The 19,447-nt window shown below is 62.2% G+C and carries 16 protein-coding genes and 3 tRNA genes; 1 reads left to right on the forward strand and 18 read right to left on the reverse strand.

Features of this window, described 5'->3' with window-relative positions; genetic code table 11:
- Nucleotides 1–89 precede the first annotated feature (89 nt).
- The 10 genes from C1876_RS02435 to C1876_RS02480 all read right to left on the reverse strand — a co-directional run bounded on the left by C1876_RS02435 (nucleotide 90) and on the right by C1876_RS02480 (nucleotide 11,243).
- On the reverse strand, nucleotides 90–1,403 hold the full coding sequence (locus tag C1876_RS02435) for an adenylosuccinate synthase (RefSeq protein WP_114545141.1): 1,314 nt from the start codon (nucleotides 1,401–1,403) through the stop codon (nucleotides 90–92).
- Between the two features lie 44 nt (nucleotides 1,404–1,447).
- Entirely contained in the window at nucleotides 1,448–3,631 is a 2,184-nt protein-coding gene (locus tag C1876_RS02440) for an ATP-binding protein (protein ID WP_114545142.1), read from the reverse strand.
- Nucleotides 3,628–4,914 carry a metallophosphoesterase family protein gene (locus C1876_RS02445; RefSeq protein WP_114545143.1) on the reverse strand — a complete coding sequence of 429 codons (1,287 nt, stop codon included), beginning with the start codon at nucleotides 4,912–4,914 and terminating at the stop codon, nucleotides 3,628–3,630. The genes C1876_RS02440 and C1876_RS02445 overlap by 4 nt, the downstream gene beginning before the upstream one ends.
- A gap of 36 nt (nucleotides 4,915–4,950) precedes the next feature.
- Nucleotides 4,951–6,363, reverse strand: coding sequence for a replicative DNA helicase (dnaB, locus tag C1876_RS02450; RefSeq protein WP_114545144.1), 1,413 nt, complete (start codon nucleotides 6,361–6,363; stop codon nucleotides 4,951–4,953).
- Nucleotides 6,364–6,574: 211 nt separating this feature from the next.
- Entirely contained in the window at nucleotides 6,575–7,120 is a 546-nt protein-coding gene (gene rplI, locus C1876_RS02455) for a 50S ribosomal protein L9 (RefSeq protein ID WP_114545145.1), read from the reverse strand.
- Between the two features lie 15 nt (nucleotides 7,121–7,135).
- Nucleotides 7,136–7,396 (reverse strand): 30S ribosomal protein S18, encoded by a 261-nt coding sequence (gene rpsR, locus C1876_RS02460; protein ID WP_114545146.1) that lies wholly within the window; start codon nucleotides 7,394–7,396, stop codon nucleotides 7,136–7,138.
- A 21-nt stretch (nucleotides 7,397–7,417) separates the two neighbouring features.
- A complete protein-coding gene (locus tag C1876_RS02465; RefSeq protein WP_114545147.1) occupies nucleotides 7,418–7,870 on the reverse strand; it encodes a single-stranded DNA-binding protein in 453 nt (150 codons plus the stop codon).
- 61 nt (nucleotides 7,871–7,931) lie between these two features.
- Nucleotides 7,932–8,225, reverse strand: a complete 294-nt coding sequence (gene rpsF, locus C1876_RS02470) for a 30S ribosomal protein S6 (protein ID WP_101721120.1) — start codon at nucleotides 8,223–8,225, stop codon at nucleotides 7,932–7,934.
- 425 nt (nucleotides 8,226–8,650) lie between these two features.
- Nucleotides 8,651–9,169, reverse strand: a complete 519-nt coding sequence (locus C1876_RS02475) for a hypothetical protein (protein ID WP_114545148.1) — start codon at nucleotides 9,167–9,169, stop codon at nucleotides 8,651–8,653.
- A gap of 196 nt (nucleotides 9,170–9,365) precedes the next feature.
- Nucleotides 9,366–11,243 carry an FAD-binding protein gene (locus C1876_RS02480; RefSeq protein WP_244910001.1) on the reverse strand — a complete coding sequence of 626 codons (1,878 nt, stop codon included), beginning with the start codon at nucleotides 11,241–11,243 and terminating at the stop codon, nucleotides 9,366–9,368.
- A 214-nt stretch (nucleotides 11,244–11,457) separates the two neighbouring features.
- On the opposite strand from C1876_RS02480, the gene C1876_RS02485 reads away from it, so the two are divergent.
- Nucleotides 11,458–12,906: a helix-turn-helix transcriptional regulator gene (locus tag C1876_RS02485; RefSeq protein WP_158544562.1), complete on the forward strand. Its 1,449-nt coding sequence runs from the start codon at nucleotides 11,458–11,460 to the stop codon at nucleotides 12,904–12,906.
- Between the two features lie 72 nt (nucleotides 12,907–12,978).
- Here the strand turns inward: C1876_RS02485 and C1876_RS02490 are convergent, their stop codons facing one another.
- The 8 genes from C1876_RS02490 to C1876_RS02530 form a co-directional block, all read right to left on the reverse strand.
- The gene (locus C1876_RS02490; RefSeq protein WP_114545150.1) at nucleotides 12,979–13,449 is read right to left on the reverse strand and encodes a MarR family winged helix-turn-helix transcriptional regulator; all 471 of its coding nucleotides are present in this window, start codon (nucleotides 13,447–13,449) and stop codon (nucleotides 12,979–12,981) included.
- A 197-nt stretch (nucleotides 13,450–13,646) separates the two neighbouring features.
- Nucleotides 13,647–13,739 (reverse strand) — tRNA-Ser (locus tag C1876_RS02495).
- A 48-nt stretch (nucleotides 13,740–13,787) separates the two neighbouring features.
- A tRNA-Ser gene (locus C1876_RS02500) sits at nucleotides 13,788–13,878 on the reverse strand.
- A gap of 45 nt (nucleotides 13,879–13,923) precedes the next feature.
- On the reverse strand, nucleotides 13,924–14,787 hold the full coding sequence (locus C1876_RS02505; RefSeq protein ID WP_114545151.1) for an ABC transporter ATP-binding protein: 864 nt from the start codon (nucleotides 14,785–14,787) through the stop codon (nucleotides 13,924–13,926).
- Nucleotides 14,788–14,866: 79 nt separating this feature from the next.
- Nucleotides 14,867–16,132, reverse strand: coding sequence for a SurA N-terminal domain-containing protein (locus C1876_RS02510; protein ID WP_114545152.1), 1,266 nt, complete (start codon nucleotides 16,130–16,132; stop codon nucleotides 14,867–14,869).
- 260 nt (nucleotides 16,133–16,392) lie between these two features.
- Nucleotides 16,393–18,204: a translational GTPase TypA gene (gene typA, locus C1876_RS02515; RefSeq protein ID WP_114545153.1), complete on the reverse strand. Its 1,812-nt coding sequence runs from the start codon at nucleotides 18,202–18,204 to the stop codon at nucleotides 16,393–16,395.
- A 64-nt stretch (nucleotides 18,205–18,268) separates the two neighbouring features.
- Entirely contained in the window at nucleotides 18,269–18,838 is a 570-nt protein-coding gene (locus C1876_RS02520; protein ID WP_114545154.1) for a J domain-containing protein, read from the reverse strand.
- 503 nt (nucleotides 18,839–19,341) lie between these two features.
- Nucleotides 19,342–19,417 (reverse strand) — tRNA-Ala (locus tag C1876_RS02530).
- Between the last annotated feature and the right edge of the window lie 30 nt (nucleotides 19,418–19,447).

The following is a 19,447-nucleotide window of genomic DNA, read 5'->3' on the forward strand; positions in this document are numbered from 1 at the left end:
CAAGTGTCGCGCTTCGCGCTCTTTGAGGAGGATCCTTCGATTGCGCTCAGGATGACAACCGGGGGAGCGCGGAGCGCGACGCTGTTTTACTAGTTCCAGCCTCGCATGATGGTCTGGTCGCGATCGGGGCCGACGGCGATGATGCTTACGGGCACGCCGGTGATCTTCTCAAGATACTCCACGTAGCGCTGCGCGTTCTCGGGCAATTCCTCGAACGTGCGGCACTCGGTGATGTCGACGCCCTTCCAGCCGGGAAGCTCTTCGTACACGGGCTTCGCGTGGAACAGCACGCTCTGCTGCATGGGGAAGTAGTCGTACAGCTTGCCGTCGCACTCGTACGCCGTGCACACCTTGATGGTGTCGAAGGCGGACAGCACGTCGAGCTTCGTCAGCGCCACGTCGGTGAGGCCGTTGACCTCGGCCGCGTAGCGCGCGATGACCGCGTCGAACCAGCCGCAACGACGCTTGCGGCCCGTGGTCACGCCGAACTCGTGCCCGACCTTGCACAGAAGCTCGCCGACCTCGGCCTCTTCGCCCTGGCCGCCGTCTTCGGGGAAGCGCTGCTCCGTGGGGAACGGGCCCTCGCCGACGCGCGTGACGTACGCTTTCTGGATGCCCAGCACGCGATCGATGACCTTGGGGCCCACGCCGGTGCCCGTCGCTGCGCCACCGGCGCAGCACGAAGAGGACGTGACATAGGGATACGTGCCGTGGTCGATGTCGAGCAGGGTACCCTGCGCGCCCTCGAACAGGATGGACTTGCCGTTGCGCACCGCTTCGTTCAGCAGCTGCGCCGTTTCGGCCATGTACGGCTTGAGGATGCGCGCGTAGGGGAGGTACTCCTCGCAGATTTCCTCGACCGTGTAGGTGTGCAGGCCGTAGATCTTCTCGAGGATGGGGTTCTTCTGGGACAGCACCGCCTCAAGCTTCAGGCGGAAGATTTTCTCGTCGAGCAGGTCCTGGATGCGGATGCCCTTGCGCGCGACCTTGTCCTGATAGCAGGGGCCGATGCCGCGCTTCGTGGTGCCGATCTTGTTGTCGCCGAGACGCTTCTCGTCGGCGCCGTCGAAGTCTTTGTGGTACGGCATGATGACGTGCGCGTCGCACGAGATTTTGAGGTTCTTGCAGGAAATGCCTTCGGCCTCGAGCATGGCCATTTCTTTGATGAGCACGCCCGGATCCACCACCACGCCGTTGCCGATGACCGGAACCGCATGCTCGTACATGACGCCGGAAGGCATGAGGTGCAGCGCGAGCTTCTTGTCGCCGTGAATAACGGTGTGGCCCGCGTTGTTTCCGCCCTGGTAGCGCACCACGTAATCATATTCGCTGGCGATCAGGTCGGTGACTTTGCCCTTGCCTTCGTCGCCCCACTGGGCGCCAATCAGTACCGTGCTCGGCATGTCTCTGTTTCCTTTCGGTGTTTGGATCGCAGACTCACAGTATATTACAGTTCGACTTCATTCAGCGTCGGATCGGCTTCCCTCATCGTCTCGACGATTTCTTCATGGCAGGTGAACAACACCACCTGGCGCATGCGGGCCAGCTCGGCAAGCGCGCGGGCGGCGCCGGCGCGGCGTGTGGAGTCGAAGTTCACAAGGATGTCGTCGGCCAGGATGGGCACGGCGCGGCCCACGTTGTCGGCGGTCATGAGCAGCGCGATGCGCAGCGACAGATACAGCTGCTGGCACGTGCCGAGCGACAGCTGCACGGGGTCGCGCGTGGTCTTCACGGCGTCGGTCACCTGCAAGCGGCCTTCCGCCGTGAGCGACACCTTCGTCCATCGGCCGTCGGTCATGAGCGAAAGCAGACGGCTGGCCTGGCGATACACCTCGGGTTGACTCTTGCTCTCCCAAGTGGCGATGGCGGATTCCAACATGCGGCGCGCCAGCAGCAAGCGGGCGTACTCCTGCGCGCTCTCGTCCTGACGGGTGCGCACCTGCTGGTAGAGCAGCTTGAGTTCGTCGAAATCGTGCAGGTGCTCGGCGTGCGAGAGCTCTTGCTTGAGTTCGCCGTAGCGTCGGTTGAGCCCCTCGCTCGTTTCGAGCAGGCCCATGCGTTGCTGCGACTTCTGCGCGAGCGCGTCATCGACGGCTTCGATCGTGCGTTCGGAGCGCAGGTCGATGCGCTCGTACAGGCGCCGACGTTGCCGCTTCGCGGATGCGAGGCTTTCCTCGAGCGCGCTGCGGCGCGAAATGAGCGCTTGCAGCCGCTGCTGGAACAGGTTGTTCTCGGCGCGGGCGTCCTTTGCTTCGTCGAGCAGCGTGCGCGAGCGGCGCAGCGACCCGTTCGCATCGGCCAATCCCGCCGCATCGAGCTGCGCGCGGGCGCGCACCTTGAACGCTTCCTGGCTCTCGAGGCACGCTTCAAGTTTCTTTTTATCCTGCAGCATGACCCACTGGGCGTCTTGCTTGCGCGCTTCCTTCGCGTCCTCTTCTTTGTTGGGGCGAAACAGCATGACCATGGCGGCCAGGGCCAGCATGATGGCGAACACGATAAGGCCCACGCCGACAGCGGTGAACGACAAGCTGGTGATCTCGCGCCCATGGATGAACAGCGGCAGACCCGCGCTGATGAACCCGAGCGGCAGCACGATGGACAGTGCCACCTGCACGCCGCGCTGGCGACGCGAGCGCTCGTGCTGAGCCTGGGCGTCCGCGGTTTCGAGCAGCGCCTCGTAGGCGGCCTTCGAGGTGGCGAAGTTGTCCTGCGCCAAATCCACGGCGTGCTCGCATTTCGCCTCGTCGACGGCGAGTGAATCGATTTGATCGCGCAGGGCACGCTCGTCGGACGTGCCCAGCTTCGCCAGTTCGGATACGCCGCTCGTGTGGGCGCAATACGTCGTGACCAGCACGTCTTCCTCATCGTGGAGGGAGGCGATCTGGTCGGTCAGCGAATCTATCTCGCGGTCGAGCTTCTCGATATTCGCACGCGTGGCCGCGAGCGTCTCGATGTCGGTGTTGAGCGCGTCGAGGCGCGTCAGCAGCTCGTTGCGCTGCGGCTCGAGCTCGCGGAATTCCTTGTCCTGGCGTTTGAAGCGCTCGGCTTCTTCGGCGGCTGCGGCCATACGGGCGCGCAGGTCGCTTTGCTGCGCCGTGAGGTTCGCGATGGAATGCTCGATGCCGGCGGCGCGCGAGGTGTACTCGGCGAGGCGCTCCTGCACGGTGGCCAGCGCATGCGCGGGCGACGCGCCGGTGCCCGACCCGGCGGTGAGCAGCTTCGCCGTGACGTCGGTGGTGTTGCGCAGCGTTCGCAGCTCGTCGCTCGTGAGCGAAAACATCGTTTGGAACGTTTCCTTGTCGATGTCGGCCACGAGGGAAGCATCGCCCTGCAGGCCGTCGCTATTGCGAACGCGGGAGAGGATGCGTTCGTCTTGGGAGCCATCTCCCTCATCCTCAACGAAGAACAGCGACCCGGCTCGTTCGGCGTTTATCGGTTTGTAGGTGTTGCGGCTGCCGCGGGCTTCTTCCCAGCCGAAGAGGACGCCGCCCACGAACGATGCGAGCGTGGTCTTGCCCGCTTCGTTTTGGCCGAACACCACGTTGAGGTGCGGGCCGAACGGCCCCACCACTTTGTTGGAGAACGCGCCGAAGCTGTCGATCTTGATGCGTTGCAGATACGATGCCTTCATCGGTCATCATCCTGAGCGAGCAAGTCGAGCACGAGGTTTTCGGCCGATTCGGCCAGCTTGTCGATATTGCGCGTGTAGGCGCTTGGCAGCTGGATGTTCTTCTTGAGAAACTCGTCCTGCAAGAAGGCGATGGACTCGTCTGAATTGCGGCGCTGCGCGTCGGCAACCTGCAAGAACACGGCGGGGAACAACCCTTCGCGACGCAGGGCCTCCTTGTCGCGCGGCGGCACGGTTTCGTTCACCAGCGCGTCGCAGAAGAACGCCGAGTACGCGTCGTTCACATGCTTTCGCAGGCCGGAAAGCACGTCCTTGCGTTCAAGCATCGCGTGCAACGGCGTGGAACCGACGAGCGCAATGCGCACCACCATCTCCTCGCAATGCGCTTTGCCGTTTTCGCGGAACAGTTCGCGCATGATCTTGTCGGTGATGTCCGGCAAGTTCGCGCAATCCGACACGTCGACGCGCATGCGCTGCCACACAACGCTTGCCGTGGGGATGAATTCGAGGTCGTTCGGCATACCCTCTTTGAGGGTGACCTGGTACACGCCGCGCTCGCCGGTCTCTTTGATGTCGCGCCCTTGGATGCAGCCCGAGAACACGAGGCGCGGATCGTCGAACGACGGGTAGGCGTACTTCATGTGGATATGGCCGAGCGCCCAGTAATCCATTCCCGCGCGCATGAGCACGGGCGGGTCAACGGGCGCCTTCACCGGGTCGAGATTGAGGCCGGTATGCAACAGGCCCACCGCGAACGGCGCTTCGGCGGCGCGCGGATGCTCGGCTGCAAGCGCCTGCTCGGCAGCGGCGCGCGTCACGCCTTCGGCGATGCATTCGTCCATCGGCCACGTTTGATTGTAGTAGCCGCGGCCGCCGATGAGGCAGAGCGGCTCGCCGTCGCGCTCCACCAACGCGAAGCCCGGACGATCGCCGGGAAGCATGGTGGCGTTCGGCGGCAGCGAGAAGAAATCGTGCTGCCACGACGTGTACGGGTCGTGGTTGCCGGTCACGAGGTAGGCGGGGATGCCCGCTTCGCCCAACCGTTCGAGACCGCTGAAGAAGTGCAGGTAATCGCCGTACGACGGACGGGCGTCGTCGAAGATGTCGCCCGACACCACCACGAAGTCCACCTCGCGGGCGATGGCGGCGTCGATCATGCGGTCGTACGACTCCGGAATAGCCGTGAGCAGGCGATTCGCCCACTTGGTCGAAAGCGCGCGCAGCCCACGAAACGGCGCCCCGAGATGGAGGTCTGCTGCATGGATAAATGTAACGCGTTTCGACATAGGCCCAGTGTACCGCGAAACGGCTCAACAGGGGCTTTACATATAGCCGCCCGCGCGCGAATCGTCGATGAAATCCATGAAGCGCGTGTACTCCGCGTTGAAGGCGAGGGGGATGTCGCGCGTGGGACCGTTACGGTGTTTCGCCACGATGAGCTCGGCGGAGCCCATGTCGGGGCGGTCTTCGCTCTCGGCTTCGATCTCGTCCATACTGCGGTCGATGAACATGACGATGTCGGCGTCCTGTTCGATGGAGCCCGATTCGCGAAGGTCGGACAGCATGGGGCGCTTCTTGCCGCGCATTTCCACCGCTCGGGACAGCTGCGACAGCGCGATAACGGGCATGTCCATTTCCTTCGCGAGCACCTTGAGGCCTCGGGAGATCTCGCCGACCTCGACGGCGCGGTTGCCGTCTTTGCGCGACTGCGGCGGGGACATGAGCTGCAGGTAGTCGACGATGATGATGCCCTTCTCGGCGGAGCGCAGCTCGCGGCGGGCCTTCGCGCGCAGCTCGAGGATGGACAACGACGGGGTATCGTCGATGAACATGTCCAGCTTGGACAGCGTGTTCGACGCATCGGCAATGGCGCCCCAGTCGGACTCCTGCACCTGGCCGGCGCGCAGGCGCGACAGGTTCACGCGGGCTTCGGCGCAGAGAATACGCTGAACCAGCTGCGCCGCGCTCATCTCGAGCGAGAGGAACGTGACCGTGGCGCCCGACTTGGCGGCGTTCGTGGCCAGGTTCAGGGCGAACGACGTTTTGCCGACACCGGGTCGAGCGGCCAGGATGACGAGGTCGCCGCCGCGGAAGCCGTGGAACAGATCGTCCACGTCCTTGAACCCGCTGGGGATGCCGGCCATGCTGTCCTTCTGCTCGGCCAGTTTCGTCAGCTCTTCGAAGGCTTCGGTGAGCAGGATGTCCATGCGTTTGAATGCGGACGAGACGCGCTTCTCCGTAACGTGGAACAGCGTCTTCTCGGCTTCTTCAACCACCACGCCCAAATCGTCGGGCGCGTCGTAGGCCAATGCGGTAATCGAAGCGGACGCGCGGATGAGCTCGCGCAGGATGGACGTGCGCTTGACGATTTCCAGGTGGTTCTGCCAGTTGGTGAGAGCGAACGTGTTATCGGCCAGCTCGATGAGGTAGGCTTTGCCGCCCACGGCGTCCAAGGTGCCCATGGCTTTGAGGTTGTCGGCCAGCGAAATGTGGTCGATGGGAATATGCCGCACGTACAGGTCCATCATGGACTCGTAGATGTGCTGATGGGCAACGCGGTAGAAGTTCTCCTTGACCAGCTTCGGGGCAACTTCCTCGATGGCCGCCTGGTTCAACATGCAAGCGGCAAGGACGGACTTCTCCGCCTCGATGTTCTGGGGTTCGATTTTGCGATGGTCGGCAACCGAGGTCTCTTCCGGTGCAAAATCGGCGCTATACGGCGCGGGTCCGGGCATGCTCTATCTCCCTCTCGAATGGCGTGAGACCTTATGATACTGCAACGGTAATCGCAGGTCATCAGTTAATTTTGTGCAGCTCGTAGGCGTAAAAAGTTCTCCACCGACACAAGAAAACCCCCTCCGCGCCCATCAGGCGGAAGGGGGTTTTCCACTGTTTCCACAACCGAGGGTTGTGGAAAACTATTTTTCGAGCGATTCCGCAGGCTGCTTATTCAGCGGCCTCGGCGGTCTCCTCAGCCGGCGTCTCGACAACTTCTTCAGCCGTCTCGACGACCTCGACCTCAGCCTCAACCGGCTCGGCCATATCGTCGGCGCCGCCGACGAACAGCTTCACCGTCGTCTTGATGTCGCGGTACAGAGAGATCGTAACCTCGTGCTGGCCCGCCGTCTTGATGGCATGGCCGAGCTCGATGCGGCGGCGATCAACGTCGACGTCCGTCGCGGCCTTGATGGCGTCGGCGATCATCTGCGCGGTCACGGAACCGAACAGCTGACCCTCTTCGCCCACCTTGGCCTCAACCTTGACGAGCGTGCCGTCAAGCGTCTCCTTGATCTTGGCAGCATCGCCTACGCGGTTCTCTTCGCGCTTCGCAATGTTGTGCTTGCGCTGCTCGAGCTGCTTCAGGTTGCCCTTCGTAGCGAGCATGGCAATCTTCTGCGGGAGCAGGTAGTTGTTGGCAAAACCGGGAGCCACGTCGACGACGTCGCCCTCACCGCCCTTACCCTTCAGTTCTTGGAGCAGGATGACTTTCATGGTTCCTCCTTGCGCCTAGCGACTGCGGCGGTCGCCGCGGCCGCTGATGGCGGGAACCGCGTAGGGCATCAAAGCCATTTCGCGAGCGCGCTTCACAGCGTTCGCGATGTCACGCTGGTGCTGGGTGCAAGCACCCGTCACGCGGCGCGGCTTGATCTTCCCGCGGTCGGTAACGTATTTACGCAGCATCTGAGTATCTTTGTAGTCGACGTACTGCGCGTCCTCTTTGCAGAACTGGCAGAACTTGCGACGCGGCTGCTTCGCGTAATCGGACATTTCTAACCTCTTTCGTGTCGCTTAAAACGGGATGTCTTCGTCATATACCGAAGAAGAGGCATCAACCACCGGCGCGGCAACCACAGGGGCTGCTGCGGGAGCGGAGTAGCCGCCACCCATACCGCCACCGTACGACGACGAATCGTTGCGGCTCGACATGAATTCGAGCTCGTCGACGATCACTTCGATCTTGCTGCGCTTCTGGCCCTCTCGCTCCCACTGGCTCCAACGGAGCTTGCCTTCGATGGACACCTTCGTGCCCTTGCTCAGGTAACGGGAAAGGCTTTCGGCACGCGCGCCGAACATCGTGCAGTCGATGAAGTTCGGGTAATCCTCCCACTCGCCCGTCTGCTGGTTCTTGCGACGGTCGTTGACCGCCACGCCGAAGCCCAGCACGGGAAGCCCGCTCGCGGTGGAGCGAAGCTCGGGGTCGCGAGTAAGGTTACCGCTGATGATAACTCGGTTGATGCTCATGTGAATCTACCTCTTCTCATGCCGGACACTGGGTTTCGTTGCCCAGGTCCCCTACGTCGTCCTAGTCGCGGTCGGTGCGCTTAACGATCATGTGGCGTTCCACAGCGTCGGTAATACGCAGAACGCGATCGAGTTCGGCAACGTCGGCGGGATCGGCGTGGAAATCGATGAGAGTGTAGTCACCATCGGTCAATCCGTTGATCTCGTAAGCGAGTTTACGCTTGCCCCAGTTGTCGACGTTGTCAACCGTGCCCTTTGCGTCAGCGATCGTGGTGTCGATACGCTTCATAACAGCGGCGCGGGTTTCCTCGTCGATAGACGGAGCGACAAAAAACAGCAATTCATAAGCCTTCATCAGCTCACCTCCTTTGGTCTTTACGGCCCCGGTGCTGAGAAGGCAAGATAGCCGGGGCAGGATTAGCCTGACTATTCTAGCAAACCGGATCCGTTTCAACCAGCACAACCTTTGTGCTCATCGTTTCCGCATCTTTTCGCCACACTTGCCATGTTCTCACATCGTGCCGAACATCGTAGGTACCATGATAGCAAGCCCATCTGGCAAAACGATGGCGTGCGTCCAGCGCAGAACTTTCTGGATGTTGCGCATTTCAAGCGCAAAACGAACGCGGTTTCCACGCCGCGCACCTCCGAATCCAGCGCATTTCCAGCGCGCAGCACACGTCGATCTAACAAAAAAGCTGCGGCCCCGAAGGACCGCAGCTCACACGCACGCCCGCTCGCGCTCGCAGGCTACCGCTGATAGTGCGAAACGCTCGCTTGCTATTCCTCGTCGGAGGCTTCGTCGTCTTCGAGGTACTTTTCGTCGATGTCGTCTTCGCCATACGAATCGGCTTCGCTCAGGGCAATCATGAAGTTCGGAGCCTCGCCCACGTAGGCCGGCTCCTCCTCGAACGTCAGGTTGCCCTCGTCGTCCGTCTCGTACAGATAGCTCACCGCATAGCCTTCGTCTTCGCCCGGCACGCCGCCCTCGGCGATGATCGCGTCCTTCACACCGTCGTCCGTCTCGATGTAGCCGTCATAGCACAGCGCGTACGCCGCAGCGCCGCGGGCATGCTCCACCGTATGACGAGCGAGATTGAAGCATTCCTCGGCCGTATCGGCGGGATGGTTCTCGATGAACAGGTTCTCCTTCACCACGAGAGCCGTGAACGGCACCACTTCGGCACCCTGCGACATCTTCTCCTTGGCCTCGTCCAGCGAGAACAGGAGCACCTTCTCCAGAATCTCGGGGATCTCGGGAACCTCGACGTCGGAGTTTTCAACTTCACGATCGGCCATTGCCTTATCCTTTCAAACAAGTAAGTCATGCGTTGTGATCAGTGTAGAGCTTACCGCCACGCCTGCGCACGCCGCCGCGCGCTTATTCGGCGTATCTGCACAGAAAAGGACCTGTGTTTCACGTGAAACACAGGTCCTCTCGTCACCGGCCCAACCGCGAACGGGGAGGGTTATTCGGGTGGGCCGCACGAATCGGCTACTTTGCTGCGGCCTTCTTGCCGGCCACGCGGCCGCTCGTCAGGGCGTTGCCCATGTTGTTGCCGGCCGAGGGGCAGTTGTACGAGTTGCCGTAGCGCTCGCCCATGACGTTGCCCACCGCGTAGAGGTTCGGAATGACCGCCGTCTTGGCCATGTTGAGCACCTCGTAGTCGCCCGTCACGCACAGACCTGCCAGCGTGTTGAGGCCGGGGCCGTACAGCGCGGTGGTCGCCTGCGGGTACACGTAGAACGGGGGCTCGGTGAGGGGGAGCAGCGTGTCGGCGCTCTTGCCGAACTCGGGGTCGGACCCTTGCGCGCACAGCTCGTTGTAGTGTTCCACCGTGGCAACGGCGTTCTTCAACGCGTCGCCGGTGAGGCCCGCGCTCTTGAACGCTTCCTCAACCGTGTCGCCCTTGAACACCTTCGTGGACAGCATCTGCACCATCTGGTCGCTCACGCTGGCGATAACGAGCGAGGGAACCGTGACGGCACCGCCTTCGGGCTTGCCTTCCATCGCGGCAGTGAAACGGTCGAACCCTTCGGGAAAGCCCCAGTTCGGCGAGCCGTGGTCGATACCGGCCTTCTCGATGTAGGCCATATAGTTCTTGTCGGTGACGGCCATGTTGCCAATGGTGCCGTCTTCGGAAACGGGCTGGCGAATGGACTGCGGCAGCAAGCTGCTGCTCATTTCCTCGTTCATGAAGCGATTGCCCAGGCTGTTCACCCACAGGCACGGCGTGGAGCCGATGGGGCCGAAGCCGATGACGGGCGCGCTGCCCGCCACGGGACGCGGGTGGCTCTCGATGGCGCCGCCGGCCCAGCAGCCGATTTTGTGGCCCGAGCCGTCGCAGTCGGTCATACCGATGAGCGACTCCTTCGGCACGCCGTGACGCTCGGCGTTCTCTCCGCATTCCGAGCACAGCTCCCACACCATATCGTAGTTCGCGCCGAAATCGCCCGTGGAAAGAATGACGCCCTTGGCCGCCTCGTACTTCACGTACTTCCCGTCGGCATCCTGAGCGATGATGCCGGTCACCGCACCGTCGGAGCCCTGCACGCACGTCACGGCCGTCTGCTCGCAGAACCACTGGGCGCCGAGGTCTTCGGCAGCTTCTCGGCTGTATATTTCCAGTTCGGCCAGGCGTGTGACGCCCGTCAGCTGGTTTTTGCCCACCGGCGCCTCGTTCATGGTGCTGAGCGTTTGAACGGTGGACGCCCACTGCTTGTACCCGGCCTTCTCGATGGGATAGGCGGACCCGTCGGGCTGCTCGTGGGCGACCTGCACCGTGCATTGGCGGCCTTCGTAGTCGAACACGGTGGACGTGTCGGGCACGATCGAGGCCAGGTTGTCCATCATCTCGCCTGAGTTGTACACGAACGAGCGGATGACCGCCGTGTTGCAACGCCCCGCCGCGCGACGCACGTACTCGTTCACGATCTCCTCGAGATCGTACGGCCCGAAGCCCCAGCTCTCAAGCATTTTGGAGTTGTACGAGCAGATGTCGTCGCCGCGGTAGACGATCTCGCCGTCCTTGTGCTTCTCGATGACGGCAACCTTCGCGCCCTCTTGGGCTGCGGCGAGCGCGGCCTGGGTGCCGGCGTGGCCGCCGCCCACCACCACGACGTCGAAGCTCTTGGTCTCAGCGATGTCGGCGTCGGCGATCTCGGGCGCGCTGCCCAGCCAGTTTTCATCGCACATATAGCCGGTCGGGCGCTGCGAAACCGCGGCGCTCGCCTGAGCGGGATCGGTTTCGGCCGTCTTCTTCGCATCGTTCGACGCGCTCGGCGCGCAACCGGCCAACCCCGCCGCCGCACTTACGATTCCGACGCTCGCGGCGCCTTTCAGAAAACTCCTGCGACTCAATTCCATGATCATCACCCTTCCTCGTTGACATGGAGGCTCCCCTGCCTCCGCTGCCACGGATTCTCGGGCGCGACGCCCCGGAACGCCATACGCAAAGCGTTGATTTTTCGAGAACGCCTCAGTGCAATCTAAACGTTTTACGTAGACAGCGCTCTGACATCGCAGAATGCGCCCGCGCGGCCGATGCTATAATCAGATGCGAAACACGGAGCGACAGGGGATCGTGATGCCGAACGCGAAGCGGGGCGAGCGCTCAAGGGGAATAACGAAGCTCAGCGCAAGCTCGTTCGGCTTGGGCGCATTCTTCTCGTCGATGCTCATATACGCGGGATCGGTCACGCCGTTTCTTCGCTACGACGGCATCACCGATTTCGTCAGCATGTTCGCGCGCGTCTCTCTGGCCTCGCTGCTTCTGGTATCCGTCGTGCTGGCCATCGCGCTCTATAAAGGAGTGACGCTGCCTTCGCGCGGGCTGAAGGGCGCGGGCGGCGTGCTGTACGTGCTCTCAGGCGCGGCGTTCTGCTTTATGGCCGTCTCTTCCGTCGACGAACCCGTGCTGCTCTACGCAGGCGGCATCGCATGCGGCTGCGGCAACGCGCTCATGTGTCTGGTGTGGGGGAGGATTTTCAGGCGCTTCTCGCTGAACGAGGCTCTCGTGAACATCGCGTGCGCGTGCGTGCTCGCTTCGCTCGTGTACGGCGCGATCACGTATGCGCCGCCGCTCGTCGGCGTGGCCGTATTCATGACGTGCACCGTGCTGGCCATCGTCGTGCCGCTGCTCACCCAGGAAAGCCAGGCGGGGCAGGTGGACGTTCCCACTACCGTGCACACGCTGCTATCGTTCGTCAGCGTCATCGCCAAGCCGGCGTTGGGATTGCTCGTGTTCTCGTACGTGATGGGGCTGACCTGCTATACCTTCGTCGACGTGTTCGACCTCTACCTTGCTGCGGCCATCCTCTCGGCCGCGGTGTTGGGCGTGCTCGCATGCCTCAAACTTCCCGGCAAACCGCTCACGCGCCTCCTGTACCGAGACCTCGTGCCGCTGTTCGCCATCGTTGCGCTGGCCATCCCGAACATCACGAACGCGCTCATCGGGGAGTCGCCCCTCACCATGCTTTCCACGCTGCTGCTGTACACGTTCGCCGCGTTCCTCACCCTGGCAACGCTGTGTGCCATCGCGAACGCCTCGGAGTTCTCCTCGGACTTCGTGTTCGCCACCGCGCTCGTGCTGTTCGCGGCGGCGTCGCTGGCGGGGCTCGCATCGTCCGAAGCACTCTCGCCGGCCATGGCGAACGTGATGGTGACGGTGGTGACCACCGTGTACGCGTTCATTCTGGTGGTGATGAGGGACGAGAAAGCCGACGACGCCCTTGAAGAGCTGGCACCTCAGCTTGAGGAATCCGGGGCGGCGGCTCCTCGACGCGAGGGGGAGGAGCTGACGGAAGCAACGCCGCTTTCGGTTGCCGCGCGCTGCGATGCACTGGCGGCGGAATACGACCTGACGGCGCGCGAGCGGGAGATTCTCGCATACCTTGCGGAATGCCGAAACGCCCCGTACATCTCCGAGGTGCTATTCATCTCGCCGAACACCGTGCGCACGCACATCCACAACATCTATCGCAAGCTGGGAGCGACGTCACGCGAGGATATCCTCAAGGTGGTGCACCGGCTTTAAGATGCAAAGCGGCCCGTGTTTCACGTGAAACACGGGCCGCTTGGTGGGGGCGATGGGCGCAGCTCGCTTGTGCTAGCAGCAGCTGCAGTGGTGAGCCTTGCGGCCCTTCTTCTTGCCGTTGATGCCCTTGTCCTTCATCGAGAGGATGAGCTTCTCGGTGATGGCGTTGAGTTGGGCGATTTCTTCCTCGGACAGGCAGTCGATGATGCCGTCGGCCGTCTTGTCGTTCGCGACGATGCGCTTCTCGGCAACCTTGCGACCCTCGTCGGTGAGCTTCACGGCGTACGTGCGCTCGCCTTCGGCGTCCTCAATGGTGACGTAGCCGTTGCGCTCGGCCTTCTTCACAACGTCCTTGAGCTCGCTGCGGCTCAGGCCGAGGGTCTTCACGAGTTCGCGCTGCGTGGTGCCGTCGTTGTCGATGAGGGCGTTCAGCAGGGCGCCCTGACCGCGCTTGTAGCTCTTCGGGCCGTTCTTGTGGAAAGCGAGGCGGGTGAGCTTGCTGGCCTTCTTCAACTGGGCGAGGGTCTGGGATGCTTCGTTCATGGAGGGGTCCTTCTCTCTTCTTTGTCTCGATATCTGAGGCAACTATAGAACGACCAACGAGCCCTGTCAGAATTATTCACAAATTTACACTGAACAATTATTTTTCGAGGTGAATATGCATAGTTGAATTATTCATGAATAGGTATTATTCAGGAATAAGAAAAGCGCCCGCAGGCGCTTTCGCAAGATGTAAAAACTGGCGGAGGAGGAGGGATTCGAACCCTCGTCACCGGGGTTGCCGGTGAAACGGTTTTCGAGACCGCCGCATTCAACCACTCTGCCACCCCTCCGCATGGGGTGCAACGCGCTGCCGCAGGGACGGGGCGTTGTTAAAAAAATGGCGGAGAGATAGGGATTCGAACCCTAGGTACTCTTTTGGAGCACACACGATTTCCAATCGTGCACCTTCGGCCTCTCGGTCATCTCTCCGCATTCTCGGCAAGCATGCTCGCGCCGGGCGCGGTCATGCAGCAGCTACGTAGTATACAACAGCTCATACGTGCTCACAAGCGAGAAATATTCCTCTTCACGAGCATCATCGATCTTTTTTTCTGAAGCGGGCGCGACGGTGCGCTTCACGTGCAGCGGAACGTCGAACAGGGAGCTCATCACGTCGTCGGTGAGCAGCTGGCTCTTGGGGGCGTCGGCGAACAGGGCGCCGTCTTTCAGCAGCACGATACGCTCGATTTCGGGGATCACGTCCTCGGGGTAGTGCGTCACGAGCACGATGCCCTTGCCGGCGCGCGCGAGTGTGCGCATGCTCGCGCGCACGTAGTACATGCCTTCGGGATCGAGGCCCGTGCAGGGCTCGTCGAAGACGAGCGCGTCGGGGTCGTGCACGAGCGCGCGGGCGATGAGCACGCGGCGCGCCTGGCCGGTCGACAGCGTCATGATATCGCGCTGGGCGAGATCGTCCACGCCGAGCATCTTCATCGCATCGTGCGCGCGAACGCGCGCATCGTCGGCACCTTCGACATGCTGGGGAATGCCGAGCGCGCCGAACAGGCCGCCGGCCACCACGTCGATGGCCGGAAGGTGCACGGTGATCTGATCCTGCATGGTTGAGGACACGATGCCGAGGCTTCGCTTCACGTCGGCCAATGTCGCGCGTTCGCGGCCGCGGAACAGCACGGGAGGCACGTCGCGATGCAGGGGGAACACTTCACGCGTGATCAGCTTCACGAACGTCGATTTGCCCGAGCCGTTCGGGCCGAGCAGCGCGATATGCTCACCTTCGTCGAGGCGAAACGAGTCCACCGAAAGAATGGGCGCGCCCGTACGCTGCACCACCGCATCGCGCAGCTCGATAAACGGCGGGGTGGCGTTCTTTTCCTCCATCGCATTCCTTCCATGCAAAACGGCGGGCCCCCGAAGGATGCCCGCCGTGTTCGTCGTTCGTTCTCCTGCGTTGAAACCGCTAGGCGGCTTCCGCCGGCTGATCGGACGTACCGCTACCGCTATCGGTCGCGTCGCCCGCATCCGCAGCGCCGTCGGCCGCGCCGGCGTTGTCGGCATTCTCAGCCGCGCCGTCGGTCGCATCGCTGCCGTCGGTCGTGCCATCGGTCGCACCATCCGTAGCACCATCAGTCGTGCCCTCATCGGTCGCCGCGGCCTCGTACTTCGCCATATCAACGTCGTACGGCAGGCCCTGCGGCATGTCGTTCACCTTGATGTCGGCCGCCTCGGTGATCTCCTCGAGCCACTGGTTGTAGGAGTCCTGCTGCTTCTGCGTCTGCAGCGACGTCTTGATCGTATCAACCCACTCGGACGGAATCTGGTCGATGCTGGTGATCTCAACCTTCTCGGTACCGTCGTCAGCAGTGGTTTTCGGCGCCTCGTACACCTCGGTGCACTTGATGATATGGATGCCGAACTGCGTGGTAACCAGACCGCTCACCTGACCCTTTTCAAGGGGCTCAACGGCGGCTTTGTAATCGGAGATGAGCTTGCTCGGGTTGTTCCAACCCACATCGCCATCCTGCTCGGCCGAGACGGTGTCGGTGGAATATTCCTTCACCGCGTCGACGAAATCGAGCTCGCCGGAGTTGATCTTGTCGAGCACTTCCTGAGCCGTCGCCTCGTCGGAGGAATCGAACAGGATGTGCGAGGAACGCTTGGCGCCGTCATAGGCGGAGGCGTACATCTGCGCGTACTGCAGCATGTCGGATTCGCTCGGGTCTTCCTCGGATGCGAACGAAGCGTACAGCTTGTTCTCCTTGAGCTTCTGCTCGATTTCGGAGCGGTAGCTCTCCTCGGTCATACCGGCCTGCTCGAGAGCGGCCTGCCACTTCTCGTCGGAGTCGAAGTTGTCCTTCACGCTCTGGATGGACTGGTCGATCTCGGAGCTTTCAACCGTGATGCCCTTTTCCTCGATGGCTTCCTTCACCAGCTCGCGCTGAGCAAACGAGTTGACCACTTCGTCACGCACCGATGCGGGCGTGTAATCGTTCTCGGCGAGCCACGTGCCCCAGGCTTCCTCGTCGCTTGCGCCCAGCTGGTCGCGCACGCCCTGGATGTAGTTCGTGATGGTGTCCTCGGAAATGTCCACTCCGTTGACGGTGCCCGCCACGCCGCCGGTACCCGCCGAAGCGTCGGTACCGCTCGAACAGGCGGCAAGGCCCCATGCGCACGCGGCCGTCAGGCTCACGGCACACACGGTCTTCATGATGTACGTTTTCTTCATATGACCCTTCCCTCGAACATGAACATCGCCACGACACCGCTAGCAACGAGGTCCATGAGATAAGATACTGCGCCGTATTCTCGCACATGGGGTAAAACGGGTTCGTGCGTTGCACAATATACCCATTATCGATTCACAGTCCCACCGTTGCGATCAGGGATTAACCCGTCAATACGTCCTACGCTCAACGTAAGGCCGTACTGACGGACCAGCTGGGATGAGCTCGTTGCCAAGCCCATCCCAGCGCATGCCTACCTGATTTACTTCTTGGAGGCCTTCTTGCGGTCGGTGGCCGACAGCATCCTCTTGCGCAGGCGGATGCTCTTCGGCGTCACCTCCACCAGCTCGTCGTCCTCGATGTACTCGAGGGCTTCCTCAAGCGTGAAGGAGATGGGCGGCGTGAGCGAAATGGCCTTGTCAGCGCCCGAGGAACGCTGGTTGCCCAGCTGCTTAGACTTGGCGATGTTCACCACCATGTCGCCTTCCTTCGCCGACTCTCCCACGATCATGCCCTCGTAGCAATCCTCGCCGGGACCCACGAACAGGCGGCCGCGCTCCTGCAGCGCGTCAAGGGCGTACGCCACGCTCTTCTCGGTGGACATGGAGATCATCGAGCCGTTCTTGCGGCCGCCCATGTCGCCGCGGTACGGACCGTACTCGGAGAAGTGGTGGAACATCGTGGCCTCGCCGCGCGTCACGTTCAGCAGGCGCGTGCGCAGGCCCATCGTGCCGCGGGACGGAATCTTGAACACGAGGTGCGTCTGATCGCCGCGCTGGTACATGTCGGCCATCTCGCCGCCGGCGCTGCCGAACACTTCGATGGCCTTGCCCGCGTATTCGCTGGGCGCGTCAACCGTGGCTTCCTCGATGGGCTCGAGCTTGTGACCGGCTTCATCCGTCTTGATGAGCACGCGGGGACGGCCCACCTGGAACTCGAAGCCTTCGCGACGCATGGTTTCCATGAGCACCGACAAGTGCAGCACGCCACGGCCGGCAACTTCGACGCCGGTCTTGTCCTCAAGCTCTTCGATGCGCATGGAGATGTTGCTCTCCTTCTCTCGCATGAGGCGCTCTTTGAGCTGGCGCGCGCCGACGATCTCGCCTTCGCGGCCGACGAGCGGGCTCGACGACGCTTCGAACACGATGGCCATCGTGGGCTCTTCCACCTGGATGGGATCGAGGCGCACCGGGTTCTCGCGGCTCGTCACCATGTCGCCGATGTCGGCGTCCTCGACGCCCACCACGGCCACGATGTCGCCAGCATGCACGGCTTCCTGCTTCTTCTTGCCCAGCTCCTCGAACGTGAACACGTCCTTGATGACGGTGTTGTAGCGCGTGCCGTCGTTCTTGATGACCAGCGCCTGCTCGTTCTTGTGGATGGTGCCCGAGAACAGGCGGCCGACGCCGATGCGGCCGACGAAGCTGGAGTGGTCGACAGTGCAGATTTGCAGCGCGACCGGGCCGTTCGGCTCGCAGTCGGGGGCCGGAACCTCTTTGAGGATGGTCTCGAGCAGCGGCACCATGGTCATGTTGTCGTCGTCGGGAGCATAGCGGGCGTAGCCGTTCATGGCGCTCGCGTAGATGACGGGGAAGTCGAGCTGCTCGTCGGTTGCCTCGAGCTCGACCATGAGGTCGAACACCTCGTCGACAACCTCTTCCGGGCGGGCGCCCGGGCGGTCGATCTTGTTCACCACGAGGATGATGCGCAGGCCCTGGCCCAGCGCATGCTTCAGCACGAAGCGCGTCTGGGGCATGGGGCCCTCGAACGCGTCGACGATGAGCAGGGCGCCGTCGGCCATGTTCAGCACGCGCTCCACCTCGCCGCCGAAGTCGGCGTGGCCCGGCGTGTCGATGACGTTGATCTTCACATCGTTGAACGTGACGGAGATATTCTTCGACAAGATGGTGATGCCGCGCTCGCGCTCCTGGTCGTTCGAGTCGAGCACGCGTTCCTCAACCTGCTGGTTTTCGCGAAACACGCCGCTCGTATAGAGCAGGCGGTCGACGATGGTGGTCTTACCATGGTCAACGTGCGCGATGATGGCTACGTTGCGAATGTTCTCTTGCTTCATGCCTTCCTTCTTCTTTCTAATCAAGCCGCAGCCCTTCCGGCGCGACGATGTTCCAACGTGCGTGCTACTCGTCGTCAAGTTCCTCGGCGAGGCGGCGCTCTTCGGCATTCAGTTCCGCGATATGCTCATTGAGCGTGGAGATAGTGCGCTGCGACGACACGATTTGCACGATGCCCCACACGGCGGCAGCGCTTGAGATAGCGGCGACGATGCCGAAGAGGCCGAACGGGCGGCGGCCGGTGAGCAGCGCGATCAGCCCGCCGATCACAGTCATGGCAATGCCGTTGCGACGTTCGTCGAACACCACGTCGCGCTGCTTGACCAGCTGCGTGCGCGAGGCGGCGATACCGGCCATGCGCGCCTCGGTGACGTTCGCGCTCGTGCGCGGACGGCTTGCCGACCCGGCACTCGAGCTGGAACGACCCGCAGAACGCGAGCCTTTTCCGCTGGTCAGGTAGTCGTATGCTGCTTGGAGATTCTTGAACTGTTCAGTCGCGCGATCCTGGAGCTTCTTGTTGCTGGCGAACCGGTCGGGGTGCAGAATCTGCACCGTTTCTTTGTACGCAGTCTTCACATCCTCAGGCGTCGCGTCGTCGTCGAGGCCCAAAATGCGCAATGCTTCCGTTCGATTCATAACTCCCCAGATGCAGTATCGCGGTTGGTATCCGAACTGGGATTCTACCACGTCGCCACACAGGGAACGACGCGCCCCGCCTGCGCTCACAGAATGCACGTGGGAAGAAGGAGACGGCGCAACGCGATGTTTCACGTGAAACATCGGGAGGGGCTGGCAGGGGTGGCGTTATTGCACGACGGTTGCGGGGACGGCGCTGTCCTTGTCGAAACGCATGAACTCGTCGTCGTGCTGGATGTAGATAAGCCCCGTGCCCTTGCCGAACCAGTCGATCTGCCAGGTTTCCTCTTCGTAGCCGAACGTGGCGCGATAGTACCTCCCCGATGATTCCTCACAAGCCGGCGAAGGTGCCTACAAGCAGATAGGGGATGCGCGCACCGCGCTGCTCTTGCGTGGACGGGTTCATAGGGAGCTCCTTCCACCGGGAATGGATGCTTCGAGTATACACGCCTCGCAGAGCCCCTAAAAACAAAAAAGCCGGGGAATCCCGGCTGATACTGTTATGGTGGAGCATAGGGGGATCGAACCCCTGACCTCAGGCTTGCAAAGCCCGCGCTCTCCCAGCTGAGCTAATGCCCCAAGTTGCACTTTCTTGGCTTTGAAAATTAA

The organism is Eggerthella sinensis, assembly GCF_003339815.1.
GTDB classification, from domain to species: domain Bacteria; phylum Actinomycetota; class Coriobacteriia; order Coriobacteriales; family Eggerthellaceae; genus Eggerthella; species Eggerthella sinensis.